Origin of the sequence: Microvirga arabica, assembly GCF_016811235.1 — a bacterium.
In the GTDB taxonomy this organism is placed as follows: domain Bacteria; phylum Pseudomonadota; class Alphaproteobacteria; order Rhizobiales; family Beijerinckiaceae; genus Microvirga; species Microvirga arabica.
On the sequence record NZ_JAFBID010000061.1, the window covers coordinates 1 to 19121 of the forward strand.

General features: G+C 63.9%; 23 protein-coding genes. 14 read left to right on the forward strand and 9 right to left on the reverse strand.

All coding sequences use genetic code 11. The annotated features are described in order from the left end of the window. The first annotated feature begins 269 nt into the window (after window positions 1-269). Both JQC81_RS23395 and JQC81_RS23400 read left to right on the forward strand, forming a co-directional pair. A complete protein-coding gene (locus tag JQC81_RS23395; protein ID WP_203274214.1) occupies window positions 270-521 on the forward strand; it encodes a heavy-metal-associated domain-containing protein in 252 nt (83 codons plus the stop codon). Between the two features lie 97 nt (window positions 522-618). Continuing rightward, window positions 619-1569, forward strand: coding sequence for an agmatinase (locus JQC81_RS23400; RefSeq protein ID WP_203274215.1), 951 nt, complete (start codon window positions 619-621; stop codon window positions 1567-1569). A gap of 136 nt (window positions 1570-1705) precedes the next feature. On the opposite strand, the gene JQC81_RS23405 is transcribed toward JQC81_RS23400, so the two are convergent. Continuing rightward, on the reverse strand, window positions 1706-2239 hold the full coding sequence (locus JQC81_RS23405; protein WP_203274216.1) for an isochorismatase family protein: 534 nt from the start codon (window positions 2237-2239) through the stop codon (window positions 1706-1708). Between the two features lie 290 nt (window positions 2240-2529). Next, window positions 2530-4026: a DHA2 family efflux MFS transporter permease subunit gene (locus tag JQC81_RS23410; protein WP_203274217.1), complete on the reverse strand. Its 1497-nt coding sequence runs from the start codon at window positions 4024-4026 to the stop codon at window positions 2530-2532. Window positions 4027-4296: 270 nt separating this feature from the next. On the opposite strand from JQC81_RS23410, the gene JQC81_RS23415 reads away from it, so the two are divergent. Next, window positions 4297-4767, forward strand: coding sequence for a c-type cytochrome (locus JQC81_RS23415; protein ID WP_210347254.1), 471 nt, complete (start codon window positions 4297-4299; stop codon window positions 4765-4767). Here JQC81_RS23415 and JQC81_RS23420 read toward each other — a convergent pair. From JQC81_RS23420 to JQC81_RS23430, 3 genes are all read right to left on the reverse strand, one after another. Next, entirely contained in the window at window positions 4764-4925 is a 162-nt protein-coding gene (locus JQC81_RS23420) for a hypothetical protein (protein ID WP_203274219.1), read from the reverse strand. The genes JQC81_RS23415 and JQC81_RS23420 overlap by 4 nt on opposite strands. 240 nt (window positions 4926-5165) lie before the next feature. Continuing rightward, window positions 5166-5609 carry an OsmC family protein gene (locus JQC81_RS23425; protein WP_203274220.1) on the reverse strand — a complete coding sequence of 148 codons (444 nt, stop codon included), beginning with the start codon at window positions 5607-5609 and terminating at the stop codon, window positions 5166-5168. A gap of 105 nt (window positions 5610-5714) precedes the next feature. Further along, window positions 5715-6263 carry a cysteine hydrolase family protein gene (locus tag JQC81_RS23430; protein WP_203274221.1) on the reverse strand — a complete coding sequence of 183 codons (549 nt, stop codon included), beginning with the start codon at window positions 6261-6263 and terminating at the stop codon, window positions 5715-5717. A 106-nt stretch (window positions 6264-6369) separates the two neighbouring features. Here JQC81_RS23430 and JQC81_RS23435 point away from each other — a divergent pair, with 106 nt between their 5' ends. Further along, window positions 6370-7359 (forward strand): GlxA family transcriptional regulator, encoded by a 990-nt coding sequence (locus tag JQC81_RS23435; RefSeq protein WP_312887574.1) that lies wholly within the window; start codon window positions 6370-6372, stop codon window positions 7357-7359. 9 nt (window positions 7360-7368) lie between these two features. Here the strand turns inward: JQC81_RS23435 and JQC81_RS23440 are convergent, their stop codons facing one another. Next, a complete protein-coding gene (locus tag JQC81_RS23440) occupies window positions 7369-8340 on the reverse strand; it encodes a GlxA family transcriptional regulator (protein ID WP_203274222.1) in 972 nt (323 codons plus the stop codon). Between the two features lie 154 nt (window positions 8341-8494). On the opposite strand from JQC81_RS23440, the gene JQC81_RS23445 reads away from it, so the two are divergent. The 6 genes from JQC81_RS23445 to JQC81_RS23470 all read left to right on the forward strand — a co-directional run bounded on the left by JQC81_RS23445 (window position 8495) and on the right by JQC81_RS23470 (window position 13701). Beyond that, a complete protein-coding gene (locus JQC81_RS23445) occupies window positions 8495-9604 on the forward strand; it encodes an LLM class flavin-dependent oxidoreductase (RefSeq protein ID WP_312887573.1) in 1110 nt (369 codons plus the stop codon). Between the two features lie 109 nt (window positions 9605-9713). After that, complete coding sequence (locus tag JQC81_RS23450; protein ID WP_203274223.1) at window positions 9714-10409, forward strand: gamma-glutamylcyclotransferase; 696 nt, start codon at window positions 9714-9716, stop codon at window positions 10407-10409. Between the two features lie 150 nt (window positions 10410-10559). Continuing rightward, window positions 10560-11144, forward strand: a complete 585-nt coding sequence (locus JQC81_RS23455; protein WP_203274224.1) for a GbsR/MarR family transcriptional regulator — start codon at window positions 10560-10562, stop codon at window positions 11142-11144. Between the two features lie 2 nt (window positions 11145-11146). Continuing rightward, window positions 11147-12568 carry a cytochrome ubiquinol oxidase subunit I gene (locus tag JQC81_RS23460; RefSeq protein ID WP_203274225.1) on the forward strand — a complete coding sequence of 474 codons (1422 nt, stop codon included), beginning with the start codon at window positions 11147-11149 and terminating at the stop codon, window positions 12566-12568. Between the two features lie 3 nt (window positions 12569-12571). Further along, window positions 12572-13579, forward strand: a complete 1008-nt coding sequence (gene cydB / locus JQC81_RS23465) for a cytochrome d ubiquinol oxidase subunit II (RefSeq protein WP_203274226.1) — start codon at window positions 12572-12574, stop codon at window positions 13577-13579. Beyond that, on the forward strand, window positions 13579-13701 hold the full coding sequence (locus tag JQC81_RS23470) for a DUF2474 domain-containing protein (protein WP_203274227.1): 123 nt from the start codon (window positions 13579-13581) through the stop codon (window positions 13699-13701). The genes cydB and JQC81_RS23470 overlap by 1 nt, the downstream gene beginning before the upstream one ends. A 222-nt stretch (window positions 13702-13923) precedes the next feature. On the opposite strand, the gene JQC81_RS23475 is transcribed toward JQC81_RS23470, so the two are convergent. Both JQC81_RS23475 and JQC81_RS23480 read right to left on the reverse strand, forming a co-directional pair. Next, complete coding sequence (locus JQC81_RS23475; protein ID WP_203274228.1) at window positions 13924-14307, reverse strand: hypothetical protein; 384 nt, start codon at window positions 14305-14307, stop codon at window positions 13924-13926. Window positions 14308-14426: 119 nt separating this feature from the next. Beyond that, window positions 14427-15209 (reverse strand): MauE/DoxX family redox-associated membrane protein, encoded by a 783-nt coding sequence (locus tag JQC81_RS23480; protein WP_203274229.1) that lies wholly within the window; start codon window positions 15207-15209, stop codon window positions 14427-14429. A 60-nt stretch (window positions 15210-15269) separates the two neighbouring features. On the opposite strand from JQC81_RS23480, the gene JQC81_RS23485 reads away from it, so the two are divergent. From JQC81_RS23485 to JQC81_RS34465, 3 genes are all read left to right on the forward strand, one after another. After that, entirely contained in the window at window positions 15270-15695 is a 426-nt protein-coding gene (locus tag JQC81_RS23485) for a MerR family transcriptional regulator (RefSeq protein WP_203274230.1), read from the forward strand. Between the two features lie 239 nt (window positions 15696-15934). After that, on the forward strand, window positions 15935-16216 hold the full coding sequence (locus JQC81_RS34460) for a hypothetical protein (protein ID WP_376772439.1): 282 nt from the start codon (window positions 15935-15937) through the stop codon (window positions 16214-16216). 25 nt (window positions 16217-16241) lie between these two features. Continuing rightward, window positions 16242-16523, forward strand: coding sequence for an alpha-ketoglutarate-dependent dioxygenase AlkB (locus JQC81_RS34465; protein ID WP_376772440.1), 282 nt, complete (start codon window positions 16242-16244; stop codon window positions 16521-16523). A 77-nt stretch (window positions 16524-16600) separates the two neighbouring features. On the opposite strand, the gene JQC81_RS23495 is transcribed toward JQC81_RS34465, so the two are convergent. Then, a complete protein-coding gene (locus JQC81_RS23495) occupies window positions 16601-17470 on the reverse strand; it encodes a DUF4131 domain-containing protein (protein WP_203274231.1) in 870 nt (289 codons plus the stop codon). 192 nt (window positions 17471-17662) lie between these two features. Here JQC81_RS23495 and gltX point away from each other — a divergent pair, with 192 nt between their 5' ends. Next, window positions 17663-19093, forward strand: a complete 1431-nt coding sequence (gene gltX / locus JQC81_RS23500; protein ID WP_203274232.1) for a glutamate--tRNA ligase — start codon at window positions 17663-17665, stop codon at window positions 19091-19093. The last annotated feature ends 28 nt before the right edge of the window (window positions 19094-19121 follow it).

Below are 19121 nucleotides of genomic sequence, written 5' to 3' on the forward strand. Positions count from 1 at the left end.
GATCACCGAGGAGATGTGGCTTGCCTCCCCGAAGAGGGACTTCGAAGGCACTGTGATCGCCGGGCGGGATTTACTTGCCGTGTAACAGCCAGTCGTCTGCTGCGGGTCAAAGGTGATCCTTATGGCTGTCCTTTGGACGTCGGCTTGCCGCCTCGATGCAGAAGTCAGGTGGGGTGCTTTATCGTCGGACGGCGCTACAGCCTCTTGACCTTTCCATCATTGGAAGCTGCACGGTTGGACCCATCGCCACCAGAAACGGAGATGATGCGATGTGCGGATGCAGTACCCAATCGGGCCAAGCCGTCGGGCGTGATCCGGCCGCCCTGACCCTGCGGGTCGAGGACATGACCTGCGGCCATTGTGCCGGCACGATCAAGAAGGCGGTCGAGGCGGCCCTGCCGGGAACCGAGGTCGACGCGGATCCCGCCTCGAAGCTGGTCTCGGCCCGGGGCACGGCCGACCTCTCGGCGGTGACGGCCATCGTCGCCGAGGCAGGCTACACACCATCCGTAGCGGCCTGAGCGGCTCTATTACCAAGGCGGTCGGGAAGGGTCGCAGGTCCCTCTGGACCGCCTTACATGCTGGGCAACGAACCGGAGCGATATACGGGAGGGAGCAGTGGCTGCGTTGACGAGGAAAAGCGACCGACCGAATCTCTTCGGCAGCGCAAGCGGACTGGACTTGGATTCCCTGGAGGCCGACGTCGCGTTCCTGGGGGTCCCGGTCGGATCCCCCTACTCCGAGCCGGAACTGGCAAGTGACCAGACCAAGGCGCCGGATGCCCTCCGGGCGGCCACCGCGGGATTAATGTCGATGGACGAGGCCTTCGACTTCGACATCGGCGGGACTGTCCTGGACGGAAGGCCGATCCGCCTGGTCGATTGCGGGAACGTCCTCGTGGATCCTGCCGACCTGGGCGCCAGCTCCCGCAACGCCGAGGCGGCTGTCCGGAAGATCCTGAAGGCCCGCGCCCTTCCGATTGTGATCGGCGGCGACCATTCGGTTCCGATCCCGGTCCTGAGAGCGTACGACGACCAGGACGGTCCCGTCACGCTCATTCAGATCGACGCCCATCTCGATTGGCGCAATGAACTGCATGGCATCAGGGATGGCTATTCAAGCCCGATGCGACGGGCCTCGGAAATGCCGCACGTCGGTGAGCTCTTCCAGATCGGAATCCGTGGGCAAGGCAGCGCCAGGCCGGAAGAGGTTGCCGCCGCGAGGGCCTATCAGGCTCACATCATCCCTGCCTACGAGGTGCATGACCGCGGCATGCAATCCGTGCTGGACCGGATCCCGCCCGGCGGAAGGTACTACGTCACGCTCGACGCCGATGGCATGGATCCATCCGTCATGCCGGCCGTCGCGTTCCCTACCCCTGGCGGGTTGACCTATCCCCAGATCCGCACGTTGATCCAAGGGCTTGCCACCAAGGGCCGCATTGTCGGCATGGACATCGTCGAGATCACTCCATCACGCGACTTCAACGATCTGACCGTGATCGCGGCGAGTGGGATCATCAACATCCTCATCGGCGCGGCCGTACGCGCAGGCTACTTCCAGGGATGACGCGGGCCGAGCGAGGTGCGGCCCTCTCGCTGGGGAATGCCCTTAGGCGCCCAAGGACTTGTCCTTGGGCGTGATCCCGCCGGCTGGCAACCATCCAATCGACGCCACCTGGCTGTGATCGAAAGTCGGCAGGATGCTATTTGATCAAGGCAAGTGCCTGCCTGAAACGCGAATGCTCCGCGGTTTGCAGCCACTCGAAGACAACCATCTCAGTCGTGACGATCTCGGCGCCGTGGCGTTCCATGCGCCGGACAGCCGCCTCCTTGTTCTCCGGATGGCGAGAACCTACGGCATCGCGCACCACATAGGTCTTGCGGGAGGCCCCAAGGAGCCCGAGCACGGTCTGCTGGACGCAGACATGAGCCTCGCACCCGACAACAACGATATGCCCGTCGACAGGGACGCGGTCGAGGAATCCATCCTCGCGGCAGGCGTCGAAGTACTGCTTGTGCACCAGCCGATCTTCCTCGACGTGCAATTCCTGGGCCGTCGGCCCGAGGCCTTTCGCATTCTGCTCGGTGAAAAGGCGAGGAACGTCGATCATCTGCGCCGCCTCGATGAGCCGGCGCGCATTGCGAACCGCGGCCTCTCCCTCGTGGATCGCCGGCATGAGCCGCGCCTGGAAGTCGACGACGAGAAGAAGGGATCGTTTCGGGTCAATGGTGAGCATGTGCCATTCCTCTAGGGGTTGTGCGGTGAATTTCGAGCTGAGGCAAGGGAATGGCCGTAGCCGGTCCGCCGTGTCGCAGGACAGTCGGCAGAGCCAGCGTCCCTTGCCCACAGGGAGTGTCCGCATACGACAGAGCGATTGCCCGGGCGGGAGCGATGCCCCGCCCGGGTCCATCCGTGGGTTTGTGCGACTTACCGTTGGGTGTACGTCTCGGTGTCGGTGATCGTCGCGTAGGGCCAAGCCAAGGGACGACATCGGGGCGGCATGCAAGCGGCTCGGCGAAGCAGCAATCAATGCAGAGGTGCATCGCCTGTTACAGCGACTTGCCCTCTCCTGGCATTGACAAGAACGGCCGCGATGACGGCTGCGATGACGAGGGCAACCCCGCTCCCAACAAGCGCAAGACCATAGCCATGGATCAGCGCATCACCCGCCGACCACACCATCCCGGCGTCTCCGGTTTCCCGCCCACGATGGAGAACGGCGAGTGCATCCGGCAGCCTGCTGGCCGTGACTGAAACGGAGATGGTTGAGAGCACGGCCAGTCCGAAGGCGACGCCGACCTGCTGCGAGGCGTTGAAGAGTGCCGACGCGATGCCTGTCTCCTTCGGCGGCACTCCCTTCACGGCGGTCAATGCCAGCGCGATGACGGCCATCACAAAGCCGAAGGCAGTGAGGAAGGCGGCAGGCATGAAGTGCCAGATGAAGTCGAATTCCCGCCCGATGCCGGAGAGCCAGAACAGCGCGGCACCGCCGATCAGCGCACCCGGCACGGCGACTTCGCGCGGGGCAACCCGGATGAGCAGCTTGGAACCGATGACTGCCCCAAGAATGATACCTGCTCCGAAGGGAAGGAAGGCCAGGGCGGTCCAGATCGGGCTGTAGCCCAGGATGTGCTGCATGTAGAGCGTCAGCAGATACAGCATGCCCATCGGGCCGAAGCCCAACAGCAGCATCGCGAGGTAGGAGCCGGCCCGGTTGCGATCCCTGAAGAGACGGAGCGGAAGTAGCGGATCCTTGCTGCGCGCTTGCAGGACCAGGAAAACGGGCAGCAGGATCGCGGATGCGGCGAAGGACGCCAAGGTGATGGGATCGGTCCAGCCGTGCTCACCTCCGCGGGTGATCCCGTAAACGAGTGCCGCCATGCCACCAATGCTGGTGATCGCTCCTGCGAAGTCGGGACGACCCTTGTGCAATTCCGCCTCGACGAGCCGGCCGGATCCAGCCAAGACCGCCAGACCGATGGGAACGTTGATGAAGAATGCCCAACGCCAGCCAAGCGTCCCCGTCAGCAACCCGCCGAGGATCAGCCCGACGATGATGCCAAGACCGGACATGGCGCCGTAGACGGCCATCGCGCCGTTGCGGGATTTCCCCTCGGGAAAGGTCGTGGCGATCAAGGCCAAGGCATTGGGCGCGACCAATGCCGCGCCCATTCCCTGCAGGCCGCGCGAAGCGATCACGCCCATGCCGTCCTGGGCCAGGCCGACGAGAAGCGACGCAATGGTGAAAAGCGCCATACCGACCTGCAACATGCGTCGTCGCCCGAACAGGTCGCCCAGCCGGCCGCCGAACAGCAGCAATCCGCCAAAGGCGAGAATGTAGGCGTTGATCACCCAAGGCAGGTTCGCAGCCGAGATCCCAAGGTCGTTCTGGAGCGTCGGCAAGGCGATATTGGCAATCGTGTCGTCAAGCACCACCATGAGTTGGGCTGTCGCAATGACGGCCAGGGACAGGCCGAGCCCACGGTCACGTTTGCCTGCCTGAGGGAGGGCCTCATTGGGCATTGATGAACTCCTTTGGGTTTTGCGGGATGGCTGAACGCCGATCCACGCTGAGGGACCAAGGGTGTAATCGTTCCAACTGTTGGAAGGTCAACGGATCAAGTTGCCCCGGAGAGCAAAGCTCTGCCTCCCCAAAAAACCGTCTCAAGATGCTGTCATTCCTGACCGCTATTTTGTCGCTCCAACCAATTGGCGCGATGCATTTTGCGTTCTATGGCTCGGCCGGATGTTCGACATACACGATGCGTGACAGCACATTGAAGGAGCGGGAGTGTGCGTAGGTTTGTCTTAGGCGTCGCCGCTGTCACTCTGGTTGCGGGCGGCGCAAGCATAGGCGTGTTTCTTTACGGAACGAATGCCCCAGCAGCGAGCGCAGTAGGCGGTCCGACGCCCCAAAACGCTGCAAAATCGATCATGACCCCGACGCGCCCGCCACCCGAGACGTTCGCGCGAGTCTTTGCGCCATGCGCACATTGCCACCAGATTGGAGACGGTGCTCGTGCGACGTCGGGACCCGTTCTGACCGACATCGTTGGACGGCGTGCAGCAAGAACCGACTATCCCTATTCTCAGGCCATGATCCGAAGTGGTCTGACGTGGGATGACACTACGCTACGCCGTTTTCTGGCCAAGCCATCCGATGTTGTTCCTGGGACGCGCATGTTCTTCAAAGGTCTTCAGCATGACGAAATCGATCCGCTGATCGAGTTCTTAAAGAAGCCGAATCTTGATGAAAATGGCTAGAAACCCTGAATAGCCGTGTCCGACACGCTGCGTACGATGAGGGCGACAGCCGCGACGAAATCGCGGCTGCCATGGCTCGCACGCCACTGCCGGCATTGAAAGCGTGTGCCGCCGACCAGGAAAAGCCGTGAGGCCTCCTTGCCCCGCTTGGTGCTCACGGCGCCCTTGTAAATATCGGGTGGTGACCCGAGCCGGGTCGATTTCGTTCTGCCGCTGGGGATCAGGGCGAATGGCTCGCGCGCTACGTAGCGTTTGGGGTGTCGGAGAGCTTCGGGCCTGGAAGCGCCCTGAGCCTCTCGCTTGGCCAGGTAGACCTCGGTTCGGGGATCAGCCCGAAACCTCCTGAAATCCCGCCGGCGAGCGAGTTTCGATTGACTGGCCGGCGGAATTCCTCGTGTTTATGTTTCGGCGGACTCCGCGACGGAGACGGAGCCTTCGACGCTGATCAGGATGTCGGCTTTCTTCAGTAAGTTTCCGATGAAGCATGCCTTGTCGGCCTGCTGCAACGCCGATCCGGCTGCATCAACCTGCTCCTGTGTGGCCTCGGGCAGCAGGTTCACCGTGATCTGATGACCGATGGTGAAGCCGGCCTCCTTGGGATCGGATGCTTCGGACTCCAGCGTCAGTCCGTCCACTGGCAGCTTTCTGTTCTGGAGAATGGCAACCAGCGTCATCAGGTAGCAGGTGGCCGCCGACGAGACGAGCAATGCCTTCGGATCGGTGCCTTGGCCTGTGCCACCAAGCTCGTGCGGGATCGCAATGACTGATGCAAGGCTTTCCGCCTCGATCCTCCCCTGCCCCTTCATGTTTCCAGCCCAGGTGGCTCTAAGTTTTGTGCCCAAGGATAGCATCCTTCCGTTCAAAGCCCGCCGTACGCGCGGGCTACGTTCATGGAGAGCCCGGACGGGGCGCCGCCCCGTCCGGGTCCATTCGTGAGTTCGCGCGATTTACCGTTGAATGTATGCGTCGGTGTCGGTGATCGTCGCGTAGGCAAAGCCAAGAGACGACATCAGGGCTGCATGCACCTGGGCTGCCGGCACCGTCACCCCGCCGAACTCAAGATCGCGCGTCGCGCAGGCATCCTGCACCACGGTCGTCTTGAAGCCGAAATCGCTGGCGGCACGCGCGGTGGCGTCGATGCACATATGGCTCATGGCGCCGACAACCGTGACCTCTTCGATCCCCTTGGCGTCCAGCTTGTCCTTCAGGTCGGTCTTCAGGAAGGAGTTCGGATAGTTCTTGACGACCAGCGTCTCGCCATCGCGCGGCGCGACGGCCGGATTGATCTTCACGCCCTCGGTTTCGGGAAGGAAGAAGGGTGCCTGCGGATCGAGGAACACATGCTGGACATGGATCACCTCATCGCCCTTATCCCGGGCCGAAGCGATCACTTTGGCCGCGTTCGCCGCCGCCTGGTCGATGTTGACGAGGGAATACTTGCCCCCGGCGAAGTAGTCGTTCTGGAGGTCGACGACGATCACTGCACGCTTGCTCATGGTTCTACCTTTCGTTTGCCTCATGGCGTCTGAATGGCTGGACATTAGGTGGCGCTTGGGGTTATGCCCATTGGCGATATCGACATAATGCGGGGCGATAGTGACAATCGATCAGGCACGGGCGGTTGAGGTCGGGATCCTGACGTATCCGGGGGCGCAGCTCTCGGCTGTGCTCGGCATGACGGACCTGTTCACGGCATCGAACCGCTTCTTGGCTCCCGACGAGACGCGGCCCTCGACCCTGATCAGGGTCAGTCACTGGACGCTGGACGAAGGCAGCAAAGCTCCGCTCCGGACCTTCGACACGATGCCCTCCGACGGAGGAAGACCGGACGTTTTGATCGTGCCTCCTACGCTGGAGGGCCCGGCCTCCCAGGAAATCGCCGCCCCTTTTGTCGGATGGCTGCGTGAGCACCATGCATCGGGCACCGTCCTGGCCTCGGTGTGCGCGGGCGCCTTCCTGCTCGGTGAAACCGGCCTTCTGGACGGCCGCTCGGCCACGACGCACTGGATGCACGAAGACCTGTTCCGGGCGCGCTTCCCCCGGGTCCGAGTCGACGTGGACCGGCTCCTCATTGATGGCGGAGAGATCCTTTGCGCCGGGGGGCTGATGGCCTGGACGGACCTGTGCCTCAAGCTGCTCGACCGGTTCCGCGGGGCGGAGGTCATGGCGCAAACGGCAAAGTTCCTGCTGGTCGATCCCCCAGGGCGGGAACAGCGCTACTACAACTTCTTCTCCCCACGCCTGGCGCATGGCGATGTGGCGGTGCTCAAGGTGCAGCGCTGGCTTCAGGCGACGGAAGCCATGGATATCTCCCTTGAGACGCTGGCCGCCGAGGCCGGGCTTGAGAAGCGGACTTTTATGCGCCGGTTCCGCAAGGCGACGGGGATGACCACGTCTGAATATGCTCAAAGGATTCGTGCCACCAAGGCCTGTGAACTGTTGCAGTTCAGCGGACTTTCCGTGGAGCAGATCGCCTGGCAGGCCGGGTACACCGATCCGGGCGCCTTTCGGAAGGTGTTTGCCAGGGTCGTCGGGTTGACGCCTAGCGAGTACCGCCAGCGCTTCAACGCGTTCGATGCGCCGGATCGTTAGCGCACCCGATCATGGGTGCGCGCGCCTGGTGTTGCAGAACGTGCGTCTGTAGTCGGATGGAGACGTGCCCAGTTGCTCGGCGAACTGCTGGCGCATCGACAAGGGCGTGCCGAAGCCGACTTCATGGGCAATGTGTTCGACAGGCAGGTCGGTGCTCTCAAGCAATTGCTGAGCCTTGTCGACACGCTGGGCATTCAGCCACTTGGTGACGGTCGTTCCCGTTGCCTCCCGAAAGCGCCTTGTGAAGGAGCGGCGGCTCATCCGGGCGACGTCTGCCAAGGTATCCACGGTCAGTGGCTCCGACAGGTGCTCCAGCGCCCATTCCAGTACATCGGGCAGCCTGCTTTGGCATGGCAATAGGGCAATGGGCTTCTCGATGTATTGCGCCTGTCCGCCCTGCCTGTGCGGTGGCGTGACCAGCATCCTGGCCATGCGATTGGCCACATCGGCGCCGTGGCGCTCCCGGACTAGGTTCAAGCAGCAGTCGATGGCGGCAACGGTCCCGGCCGAGGTGACGATGTTGCCATCCTCGACATAGAGCACGTCCGGGCGGAAGTCCGTCGTGGGGAAGCGTCGCGCGAAGGCCTCGCGCGCCACCCAATGGGTCGTCGCCTTCCGGCCATCCAGCAGACCGGCATCGCCCAACACGAAGGCCCCGAGGCACAGCCCCACGATGAGCTTCCCGCGGGCATGGGCCTGCTGCAGGGCTTCGACCAGCGCGTCCGGCGCCCGCAACTCAGGATCGCTCCAGGCCGGAACGATGATGACATCGGCATCCCGCATCGCATCCAGGCCGTCCGGCACCTCGATCTCAAGGCCCAGGTCGCTGCGAATCCGGCCGGGTGCCAGCGCGCAATACCTCACGTCATGGCGCGGGAACCCTGGCGGCGCTAAGGTCGCGCCGAAGACGACCCCCGGAACGGTCAATTGGAAGAGGCTCACGCCTTCGAAGGCGAGCACGGCAACATGAACGGCTGACATGGTTTCCGAATGGAAAGGAACAGTTGGCCCAAAATTATCGATGGTTGTCGTTCAGGTCAATTGTGGGCGGGCGCGGAAACCAGGACAACCGATGTGACCGGGCGTCGCCGACCCGGGCGGACGGCATCAGTCAGGCCATATTGGGAGCGTTGAAGTGACGGCATCGATCTTTGGAACACGACATGGAACCGCGCCGGTTCCCGTGTCCATTCTCGACTTTGCCATGGCCGGCAAGGGGGTTACGGCCAGTGAGGCCCTGGCTGCCAGCATCGAGCTGGCGCGCCTAGCTGATCGGCGGGGGTTCACCCGCTATTGGATCGCCGAGCATCACGCCATGCCCAGCGTCACGACCCCATCACCGGCGCTTCTGCTCGCTCGCCTTGTCGGTGAGACGAAGACGATCCGCCTCGGCTCGGGAGGCATGATGCTGCCGAACTTCCCGCCCTTGGTCGTTGCGGAGCAGTTCGGACTGTTGGCGTCGCTTGCGCCCGGGCGCATCGATCTGGGCCTCGGCCGGGCGCCGGGCACGGACATGACGACCGCGGCCGCCCTGCGGCGCGGGCAGATCGGCGCCGAGGATTTCCCGAACCAGGTTATGGAGCTGATCGGCTTCCTGGACGACGACTTTCCCGGCGGCCGTCCTTACGGCGACGGCGTGTACGCCGTTCCGGGCCCGAGGCAGGACAGGGAAAATGGCGTTCCGCGCTCGTTCGAGCGCCCTCCTGTGTGGCTGCTGGGATCCTCCGGCTACTCGGCGCAGCTTGCCGCGCATCTTGGATTGCCGTTTGCCTTTGCGGCGCATCTTGCGGACGAGAACGTCGAGCTCGCCCTCACCCTGTACCGTCAGAAGTTCAGGCCCTCGGCCGTGCTCGACCGGCCCTATGCCATGACCAGCTTCGGCGTCCTCGCCGCGGATGACGAACGCGAGGCGCGGCGCCAGGCATGGGCCTACTCTCACGCGATGATGCGCATGTCCCAGCGCAAGTCCTTCGTCGTCCCCACCCCGGATGAAGCGGAAGCCTATCCCTACTCGCCGTCCGAGCGGGAGATGATCGAGATGTGGAACGCCAAGATCATGAGCGGGACCGGAGCGCAGGTCGTGGAGAAGCTGAACGCCTGGCAGCGGCGCCTGGGGGCAGACGAACTCATGTTGCTGAACCTCGGGCATTCGCCTGCCGCCATTCATCGCTCGACCGAGATCATTGCCGACGCCTACGGCATGCCTGAGCATCACCCGGACCAGGATGAAGCGCGTTATGGGTGACGCTGCCTTGCGCCGCTGGCATGACCATCCAGCCCCTCCAGAACCCATATATCCTCCAGCGGCCTTGAGCGGGCCGAGGGATCCGGGACGAACCTTACTGGAGATCGGAATGGAAGGATCGAGCGCGACGAAGCGAGGCCACGGCCTGACCCGTGAAGCCCTCCGGGACGGCTTCGTGCATGAACTGGTCGCGCGCTCGGGGATCGACCTGCCCGTGCTGAGCGACGAGGAGCGGCGGGCATCCCTCAAGGCGACCCTCGCCTCGCAGCCTGCTCCGGGCGATGTCTGGCTGTTCGGCTATGGCTCGCTGATCTGGAACCCGGCGTTTCACTACGTCGAGCGCCAGCCCGTGCTGATCCGGGGCTGGCATCGGCAGTTCTGCCTGTCCACCCCCATCGGACGCGGGAGCCCGGAGAATCCCGGACTGGTCCTCGGGCTCGACCGCGGCGGCGCCTGCCGCGGGGTCGCCTTCCGCATCGCGCGGTCCGAAGCGGATGCCGAGCTCGACCTGGTCTGGCGGCGCGAGATGGTGATGGGCTCCTACGTCCCACGCTGGGTCAAGCTGCATGGACCCGACCTGCCGGAGGGCACGTACGGCATTACCTTCACCATCAACCATGCGGCCCCGAACTATGTGCGTCCGGCCTCGGAGGCTGACACGGCCCGAGTGGTCGCGACCGCCTGCGGGGCGCTCGGGTCCTGTCAGGACTACCTCTTCGACACGATTCATGGCCTGAAAGGGTTCGGGATCCACGACCACCATCTGAATCGCATCGCCGACTTGGTGCGTGAGCACCGGAGCTGAGCCATGCCGGAAGGATGGCCAACGGTCTCCAAGGAAGCACCAAACGGCTCATAAGTCCCACCGCGACCAGTGACTGATATCGGCGTGTGGCTTGACTTGGATCAATGCAAATCACATATTTCATAAAATTCTGAAATTTCAGGACTTCCCGTGAACCTCCCTCCCCTCGTCCAAACCTTCGTGCTCCACTTCGGCGAGATGGGCTCCCGCTGGGGCATCAATCGCACCGTCGGGCAGATCTACGCCCTGCTGTACCTCTCCAAGGAGCCGCTGAACGCGGAGGACATCGTCGAGCGGCTCGGCGTCTCCCGCTCCAATGTCAGCATGGGCCTCAAGGAGCTGCAGGCCTGGAATCTCGTGCGGCTCCAGCACAAGCCCGGCGACCGGCGCGACTACTTCTCCACGCCAGATGACATCTGGCAGATCGTCCGCACGCTGGTCGAGGAGCGCAAGAAACGGGAGATCGATCCGACCATGACCCTTCTGCGCGAGGTGCTCATGCAGGAGCCGGCCAGCGTGGAAGAGCGCCATGCGCAGGAGCGCATGCGCGAGATGCACGATCTCTTCGAGCTTCTCACCGGCTGGTACGCCGACGTGCAGCGGCTCGACACCGAGCGCCTCGTCCAGCTCCTGACGCTGGGCTCGAAAGTGCAGAAGATCCTGGAGATGAAGGACCGCCTCTTTGTCGTGCCGGGATCGAAGAAGAGCCGCCGCGAAGATCCCAAGGACAAGTAGAAATGTTCGACCAACTCGACGCGCTATTGCTGGCGCGTTTCCAGTTCGCGTTTACCGTTTCCTTCCACTTCATCTTCCCGTCATTCTCCATCGGGCTCGCGAGCTATCTCGCGGTACTGGAGGGGCTGTGGCTGTGGACCGGGCGTGAGGTCTATCTCAACCTGTTCAAGTACTGGCTCAAGATCTTCGCCTTAGCCTTTGCCATGGGCGTGGTCTCGGGCATCGTCATGTCCTATCAGTTCGGCACCAACTGGTCGGTGTTCTCCGACAAGGCCGGGCCGGTCATCGGGCCGCTGATGGCCTACGAGGTCATGACCGCCTTCTTCCTCGAAGCGGGGTTCCTCGGCATCATGCTGTTCGGCATGGGGCGGGTGGGCCGCAAGCTGCACTTCGCCGCCACGCTCGCGGTCGCGGTCGGCACGTTCATCTCCGCGTTCTGGATCCTGTCCGCCAATTCCTGGATGCAGACGCCGGTCGGCTACGGCATCAACGAGGCCGGGCAGTTCGTGCCGGAGGATTGGTGGGCGATCATCTTCAACCCGTCCTTCCCCTACCGCCTCGTCCACACCGTGATGGCCGCCTACCTCACCACCGCTCTGGTCGTGGGTGGTGTCGGTGCCTGGCACCTGCTGCGGGATCGCACCAACAAGGGTGCCCGGGTGATGTTCTCGATGGCCATGGGCATGGTGGCGGTTGTCGCACCGCTCCAGATCCTCGCCGGTGACATGCACGGCCTCAACACGCTTGAGCACCAGCCGGCCAAGGTCATGGCCATGGAAGGCCACTTCGAGAGCCATCCGGATGGCGCGCCCCTGATCCTGTTCGGCATGCCCGACCAGGAGGCCGGCACGGTCCGCAACGCCATCGCAATCCCGAAGGCCTCGTCGCTCATCCTCAAGCACGACCCGAACGCCCCGCTGAACGGGCTCGACACAGTCGACCGCGCCAACTGGCCCTACGTGCCGGTGGTGTTCTGGTCCTTCCGCATCATGGTGGGCCTGGGCTTCGCGATGCTGGCGCTTGGCTTGCTCAGCCTGTGGGCCCGCTTCCGGGGCCGGCTCTACGACTGGCGCCCGCTGCACTGGCTGGCACTCGCGATGGGTCCCGCGGGCTTCGTCGCCGTGATCGCCGGTTGGGTCACCACCGAGGTCGGGCGGCAGCCCTTTACGGTCTACGGCCTGCTCAAGACCGCGGCCTCGGCTTCGCCGCTTGAAGCCCCGGCTGTCGCCGCGTCGCTGCTGACCTTCATCGTCGTCTACTTCATCGTGTTCGGGGCCGGCACCGGGTACATCCTCAAGCTGATGGGCAAGGCCCCGCATCCGGGCGAGACCGGGCCCGAGGCCGGGCGCGAGCCGATCCGCACCGCCGGCATCACGCCGGCTCCGGCGGTCAATCCGGCCCGCACCCTCGGCGCAGAGGTCTGAACCATGATCCCTGTTTTTGATCTTCCCACCCTTTGGGCCTTCGTCATCGCATTCGCGGTCTTCGCCTACGTGGTGATGGACGGCTTCGACCTCGGCATCGGCATCCTGTTCCCGTTCTTCCAGCCGGGACCGGAACGCGACAGCGCCATGAACTCGGTCGCGCCGGTCTGGGACGGCAACGAGACCTGGCTGGTGCTCGGCGGCGGCGGCCTCATGGCGGCGTTCCCGCTCGCCTATGCGATCATCCTGCCGGCCCTCTACGCTCCGGTCATCGCCATGCTGCTGGCGCTGATCTTCCGCGGCGTCGCCTTCGAGTTCCGCTGGCGCGATCCGGGCCACCGCCGCTACTGGGACTTCGCGTTTACGACGGGATCCATCGTGGCAACGCTGGCGCAAGGCATCACGCTCGGCGCCCTTCTCCAGGGCATCGTGGTCGAGGGCCGCTCCTATGCCGGAGGCTGGTGGGACTGGCTGACGCCATTCAGCCTGCTGGTCGGGGTCAGCCTCGTGGTTGGCTACGCGCTGCTCGGCGCGACCTGGCTCATCATGAAGACCGAAGGCGCCGTCCAGAACCACAGCTACCGCTTGGCCGGCAAGCTCGCTATCGGGCTGATCGTATGCATCGGCTTGGTCAGCGCGGCAACGCCGTTCCTGAGCGGCGCTTACTACGAGCGCTGGTTCGCGTGGCCGCAGGTCCTGTTCACGGCCCAGGTGCCGCTGCTCGTGGGCATCACCTCCGGCACGTTGCTGGTGGGCTTGATCCGGCGCTGGGAGTACTGGCCGTTCCTGCTGACGCTGGGCCTGTTCGCCCTATGCCTCCTCGGCCTGGGCGTCAGCATGTTCCCGTACGTGGTGCCCAACGCCGTCACCATCCACCAGGCCGCGGCACCGAACGTGAGCCTCCAGTTCATGCTGGTCGGCGCGAGCGTGCTGATCCCGATCATCCTTGCCTACACCGGGTACTCGTACTGGGTGTTCCGCGGCAAGACCGGACACGAGGGCTATCACTGATGATCAACGAACTCGAACAGGGCTCCGCCCTGAGCCGCTGGCTGTGGTTCGTCGGCCTCTGGGCCGCCGGCGTCGGCACGACGGCGGCCGTGGGCCTCGTCATCCGGTTCTGGTTGGCGTGACGGTCGACTTGATTTCTGACGGGCGGGGACTTCGCCAACTGTCTTCGTCACTCGGGTTTCGTCGCACCTGCCATCCCCGATGACCTCAGAAATCGACCCATGCCCGGCGAATTGGACAGGGTCGCGGCTCAGGCACAAGTTTCGCGTGAATGGGTTAGGGACTTCGTCCGCAGCCGCCTGTTGCTTGAACCGAGCAGTTGCCCGCTAGGGGCTGAGTGAGCCTCAGCCCTTGATTGAATACTGCCGCTGCACCAAGCCGATGAATTCGAGAATTCTGGCGAGCTCATCGTCCTGGAAATCGTAGCACCCATAGCATTCAACGACGGACTTGCTCGCATGTGCTCGGATTTCTATCCAGAACGGCGGCTCTTGGGCGAGCTGATCATCGGAAGCGCTTCGGCTCAGGTGCACGTCAAAGGCGCCGCAATGCGCAATCGTTTCCGTGCCGCCGCACCCGGGCCGTGGCTCGGTGTGCCCGAGCCGGGCGTAGGCTTGGATCAGCTTCCTTGCGATCAGCTCGGGATCAACCAACGAAGTTGGATCATGTTTCCCTCCTGGCGAGCGCACGGTGCACCTCAATGGATCGAAGACGTTGCTCGTGTTCATGAGACAGTCCTCCCGCCTCAGACGATGCGAAGGGGCGATCTGCTTTGTGACAGAACTGCCCCTTCCAACGCTGGCAAGGTCAAGCGCCGTTTCGGGCGCCGGGTGCAGTACCACCCGCGCTACATCGCGTGGGCGGTACCGAGCGGCAGGCCGAAGGCCATGAGCGCCATCCACACCGCCATGGCGATCATCATCAGGTTCTCGGTCAGCGACACGAACCCGAGCGGGACGTTGCTCGAACCGCCGACGCAGGCGCACTTCAGCTCGCGCTTGTCGATGTAGACCGCCTTGAACACCGACGCGGCCCCCACGGTGCCGATGAACAAAGAGATCGGCACCGACAGCCAAGTCAGCGCGCCGGCGATCATCAGCACGCCAGCCAAGCCTTCGGCGAAGGGATAGATGTAGGAGTAAGGCACCCAGCGCCGCGCTAGCAGGTCGTAGTTCAGGAACATGGTGGCGAAGCTCTCGACGTTCTGGAGCTTCAGGAGCGCCAGCACGACCATGCTGAAGGCGATGAACCATTCGGCCGCACGCACAGTGAAGGGGCTTCCATACACGGCATGGCTGACGGCCAGTGCCATCAGCGCCGTCATGCTGAACAGCGCGATGACGGGCTTGTAGGTGGTGGCCTTCGGGTCGGCAACCGTCTTGCCGAAATAGCGGCGCAAGTCGTCGTAGCCGCCAATCCGCTCGCCATCGATGAAGGTCTGCGGCGTCGTCTGAACGCCGTGCTCCGCCTTGAAGGCGTCGGTTGCCTCGCGCGAGGTCAGCCACCTGTCCTCGACCGTGAAGCCCTGGCGGCGCAGGAGATCCTTGGCCTTCAGGCCATAGGGGCAGACATGCTGGTCCATCACCATGCGGTAGAGGGTGGCCTGGCGGGGGTGGGCTGTGGAAGTCATTGCAGCAGCTCTCAATTCGGGGGTTGGTCTTGAAGCTGCTCCCCATATAAGGTCTGTACCATGGTACGGAGTCAAGAGATGCGGGAACTGACGATTGCAGGGCTGGCGCGGGCGGGCGGCGTCGGGGTCGAGACCGTGCGGTACTACCAGCGGCGCGGACTGCTGGAGACGCCGGAACGCCTCGGCAGCCTGGGACACGGCAGCGGTGTGCGGCGCTACGGCGAGCAGGATGTCAGCCGGCTCCGGTTCATCCGCTCCGCGCAGGCGGCAGGGTTCACGCTGGAGCAGATCGCCGAGCTGATCGCTTTGGACGCGACCGATGACCGGACCCGTGCTCGCGAGCTGGCCAAGGAGCGCATCGCCGCGCTGGATGCCAAGATCGCCGAGATGAAGGCGGCCCGGGACGCGCTGTCGCGCCTTGCGCGGGCGTGTGATGACGGGTCAGGAGGACCCTGCCCCATCATCACAGCTTTCGAACCCTCGTAAGTGGTGGCTCTGCCCGTTCCATTGAAGGCACTTCCTGGCTACACTGCAAAAGTCCGGCAATCAGTCACTTGCCCGCCGACGTCCGCTGTCTCCTGAAAGCATCCGTGCAATCAGGAAGGCGAGAGGGTCGCGACCGGAAGCCAGCGCGAGGGCTCTAGCGCGTGCGGCGTCAGGAAATGCACTACTAAGGAACAGACACATCCTCGATTCCATTGGCTCACCGGTGAACGGATGGATCCATGAACCTCAGCCAATCCGATCTTTTCCAGGCTGCCCCTGCCCTGCCCGAGGGGTTCCAATATCGGCTTGATTTCCTGACGGCGGACGAGGAGCACGAACTCGTGGAGCAGGTTGCGGCCTTGCCGTTCAAAGAGTTCGAGTTCCGGGGCTACCGCGGTAACCGGCGCGTCCTGTCGTTCGGCTGGCAGTACGACTTCAACCTGATGGAACTGCGGCAAAGCGAGGACATGCCAGAATTCCTGCTCCCATTGCGCGAGCGCGGCTCGCTTCGCGGGCCTTAGAACCGCTGAATTACAGCATGTCCTTCTGACGGAATATGCAGCTGGCGCTGGGATTGGCTGGCACAAGGACAGGCCCATGTTCGCCGAGGTGGTTGGCATCTCGCTCGGATCACCGTGCGTGTTTCGCTTCAGGCGTAAGGTGGGTTCCGAGTGGGAGCGCGCGTCCGTCGTCACGGAGCCTCGCTCTGCGTATCTGCTGCAGGGCCCCTCCCGAACGGAATGGGAGCACAGCATCCCGGCCGTGGATAGCCTGCGCTACTCGATCACCTTCAGAAACTTCAAACCTTCACACCAGCCTGAACGGTGAGAATGGGACTGCCGAGCCAGCAGCCTGACAGGTCATGATCTCGCAAGTGTGCATCTGGCGCTTGGACCAGATACTGTTCACCTCGCCATCTTCTGCAGCTCCGACCAGTGACGATGTGATATATGCCCGCCCCGCGCAGTATGTCGTTGGTAGGCTCCGGAATGAGCCCGCGCTTGCCGGTCACCAGCGCAGCCCCGACCCCGCCGGCCGCACCACCAATGGAGGTGGCGATGCGTTGGGTGAGCGCATTGCGGGCCTCGTCCACATGGGCGGCCAATCGCAGGGACCAATCCGGCGGGCTCTGAGGATCGACCCGCCGCACCGGGTCCCACCATGGAGCCGACGGCGCCGATGCCCTTGTAGTAGGCATCCCGGGCGAAGTCGTAGCCGCCGGGCCACGCCGCTTCCGGTGGCGGCAGCAGACGGGCGGTGCCGGTGACGAACTGCCCGGCCGTCAACCCTACGCCGGCGCGCACGGAGACGCGCATGAGACGCGGGCGTTCAGCCCCCGCAACATCCTTCATCTGCACGATCCGGATAAGGAGTCTTTGCCCTTCCTCCCGATCTTCAACCGCCTCGATAAAACCGGCAATGGTCGTGATGGTGATGCCGGTGAGAGCCGGAGCAGCGACGCTCCGGGTGCGGATCACGCCAGCCGAAAATCCTGCAAAGACGGCTGACAGCGCAATCATGGCGATAAAAGCCGTCATGTTCCGGCGCAGGGCGATTGCCGCCGCACTGCAAATTCCACACGCTCTCAACGGTGCCCAGAGAGCCGGCGCACCATCGGCCTGCAAGAACAGGAGTATGCCGATGCCGAAACCGACGGGAAGCCAGGGGAAGAGGCGGCGCTGCTCGATTTCGCAGGTGATGGCTTTCGACAGCCAACCGCGCCCGTCGAGGAGCCTCCACTCGATGCTCGTGCTCCAGGACCGAGGCAAAGCCATGACCCGCGCGGCACTGCGCGAGATCGGCCAAGTCTTTCCTCGGTTCTTCCATCACGGCTTCGGCTTAACGCGGGTTCGGTTGCATGCTAGACGACCGCACGCTCCGGCCCAAGCCGCCCTGTGGATTGAGTCGGAAGGCTGCGGCAGCCCGGCCGCGCGCCCTTAGGTTTCTTTAGTCAAGGTTCCCCTGCGATGACCGTCGTCACCCGCTTCGCCCCCTCTCCCACCGGCTTTCTCCATATCGGAGGCGGACGCACGGCCCTGTTCAACTGGCTCTACGCCAAGCGGCATGGGGGCAAGATGCTGCTGCGCATCGAGGACACGGACCGGGAGCGCTCAACGGACGCTGCCATCGCGGCCATTCTCGATGGCCTGCAATGGCTCGGCCTCGATTGGGATGGTGACGTGGTCTATCAGTTCTCCCGCGCCGCCCGTCACAAGGAGGTGGCCGAGAGCCTGCTGGCCCAGGGCCGCGCCTATTACTGCTATGCCTCCCAGCAGGAGCTGGAGGAGATGCGCGAATCCGCCCGCAAGGAGGGCAGGCCCTTGCGCTATGACGGCCGCTGGCGTGATCGTGATCCGTCCGAGGCTCCCAAGGACGTGAAGCCGGTGATCCGCCTGAAGGCGCCCACCGAGGGCGAGACTGTGGTCGAGGATGAGGTCCAGGGCCGCGTGGTGTGGCAGAACAAGGATCTCGACGACCTCGTGCTTCTGCGATCCGACGGCACGCCCACCTACATGCTGGCCGTCGTGGTGGACGATCACGACATGAACGTGACGCATGTCATCCGCGGCGATGATCATCTCACCAATGCGGCCCGGCAGACGCAGATCTACCAGGCCTTGGGTTGGGACGTGCCGAAGATGGCGCATATTCCCCTCATCCACGGGCCCGATGGGGCCAAACTCTCCAAGCGCCATGGTGCATTGGGCGTCGAAGCCTATCGCAGCATGGGATATTTGCCGGAGGCCGTACGCAACTATCTGGTGCGCCTCGGCTGGAGCCATGGCGACCAGGAGATCTTCTCCACCCAGGAGATGATCGACGCTTTCGATCTCGGCAGCATCGGCCGCTCGCCGGCCCGCTTTGACTTTGCCAAGCTCGAGAACCTCAACGGGCATTACATGCGCCAATCCGATGACGAGCGGCTGGTGCAGGCTTTGGAGGACCTGCTGCCGGAGCTGGACAAGGACGAGCACCATCTCGGCCGGACCTTCAAGCCGGCTCTGCGGCAGAAGCTGACCGCCGCCATGCCGGGCCTCAAGGAGCGTGCCAAAACCCTCGTGGAGCTCCTCGACAGCGCCTATTACCTCTATGCCCAGCGGCCGCTTCATCTGGATGAGAAAGCAGCGAGCCTGCTGTCAGATGGGCGCGCTCGTCTGGTCGGCATTGCCGAGAAGCTCGAGGCCATTTCCGACTGGTCGGCCCAGAGCGTGGAAGCGGTCGTTCGCGAGCATGCGGAGGCTCTCGGGGCAAAGCTCGGCCAGGTGGCGCAGCCGCTCCGGGCGGCTCTGACCGGCCGCGCGACATCGCCAGGTCTGTTCGATGTCATGGCGGTTCTCGGTAAGGACGAAACCCTGTTGCGGCTGCGCGACCAGACCAAGGATGCGCCCGCTGCATAGCGGGTAAATCTCGCCTTTAGACGTGCTT

Excerpts from the sequence above, each read along its gene's own strand:
- JQC81_RS23395 (WP_203274214.1), top strand. The coding sequence starts at position 270 with ATGTGCGGATGCAGTACCCAATCGGGCCAAGCCGTCGGGCGTGATCCG.
- JQC81_RS23405 (WP_203274216.1), bottom strand. The coding sequence starts at position 2,239 with ATGCTCACCATTGACCCGAAACGATCCCTTCTTCTCGTCGTCGACTTC.
- JQC81_RS23410 (WP_203274217.1), bottom strand. The coding sequence starts at position 4,026 with ATGCCCAATGAGGCCCTCCCTCAGGCAGGCAAACGTGACCGTGGGCTC.
- JQC81_RS23430 (WP_203274221.1), bottom strand. The coding sequence starts at position 6,263 with ATGAGCAAGCGTGCAGTGATCGTCGTCGACCTCCAGAACGACTACTTC.
- JQC81_RS23440 (WP_203274222.1), bottom strand. The coding sequence starts at position 8,340 with ATGTCAGCCGTTCATGTTGCCGTGCTCGCCTTCGAAGGCGTGAGCCTC.
- JQC81_RS23450 (WP_203274223.1), top strand. The coding sequence starts at position 9,714 with ATGGAAGGATCGAGCGCGACGAAGCGAGGCCACGGCCTGACCCGTGAA.
- JQC81_RS23460 (WP_203274225.1), top strand. The coding sequence starts at position 11,147 with ATGTTCGACCAACTCGACGCGCTATTGCTGGCGCGTTTCCAGTTCGCG.
- cydB (WP_203274226.1), top strand. The coding sequence starts at position 12,572 with ATGATCCCTGTTTTTGATCTTCCCACCCTTTGGGCCTTCGTCATCGCA.
- JQC81_RS23470 (WP_203274227.1), top strand. The coding sequence starts at position 13,579 with ATGATCAACGAACTCGAACAGGGCTCCGCCCTGAGCCGCTGGCTGTGG.
- JQC81_RS23475 (WP_203274228.1), bottom strand. The coding sequence starts at position 14,307 with ATGAACACGAGCAACGTCTTCGATCCATTGAGGTGCACCGTGCGCTCG.
- JQC81_RS23480 (WP_203274229.1), bottom strand. The coding sequence starts at position 15,209 with ATGACTTCCACAGCCCACCCCCGCCAGGCCACCCTCTACCGCATGGTG.
- JQC81_RS23485 (WP_203274230.1), top strand. The coding sequence starts at position 15,270 with ATGGTACGGAGTCAAGAGATGCGGGAACTGACGATTGCAGGGCTGGCG.
- JQC81_RS34460 (WP_376772439.1), top strand. The coding sequence starts at position 15,935 with ATGAACCTCAGCCAATCCGATCTTTTCCAGGCTGCCCCTGCCCTGCCC.
- JQC81_RS23495 (WP_203274231.1), bottom strand. The coding sequence starts at position 17,470 with ATGGCTTTGCCTCGGTCCTGGAGCACGAGCATCGAGTGGAGGCTCCTC.
- gltX (WP_203274232.1), top strand. The coding sequence starts at position 17,663 with ATGACCGTCGTCACCCGCTTCGCCCCCTCTCCCACCGGCTTTCTCCAT.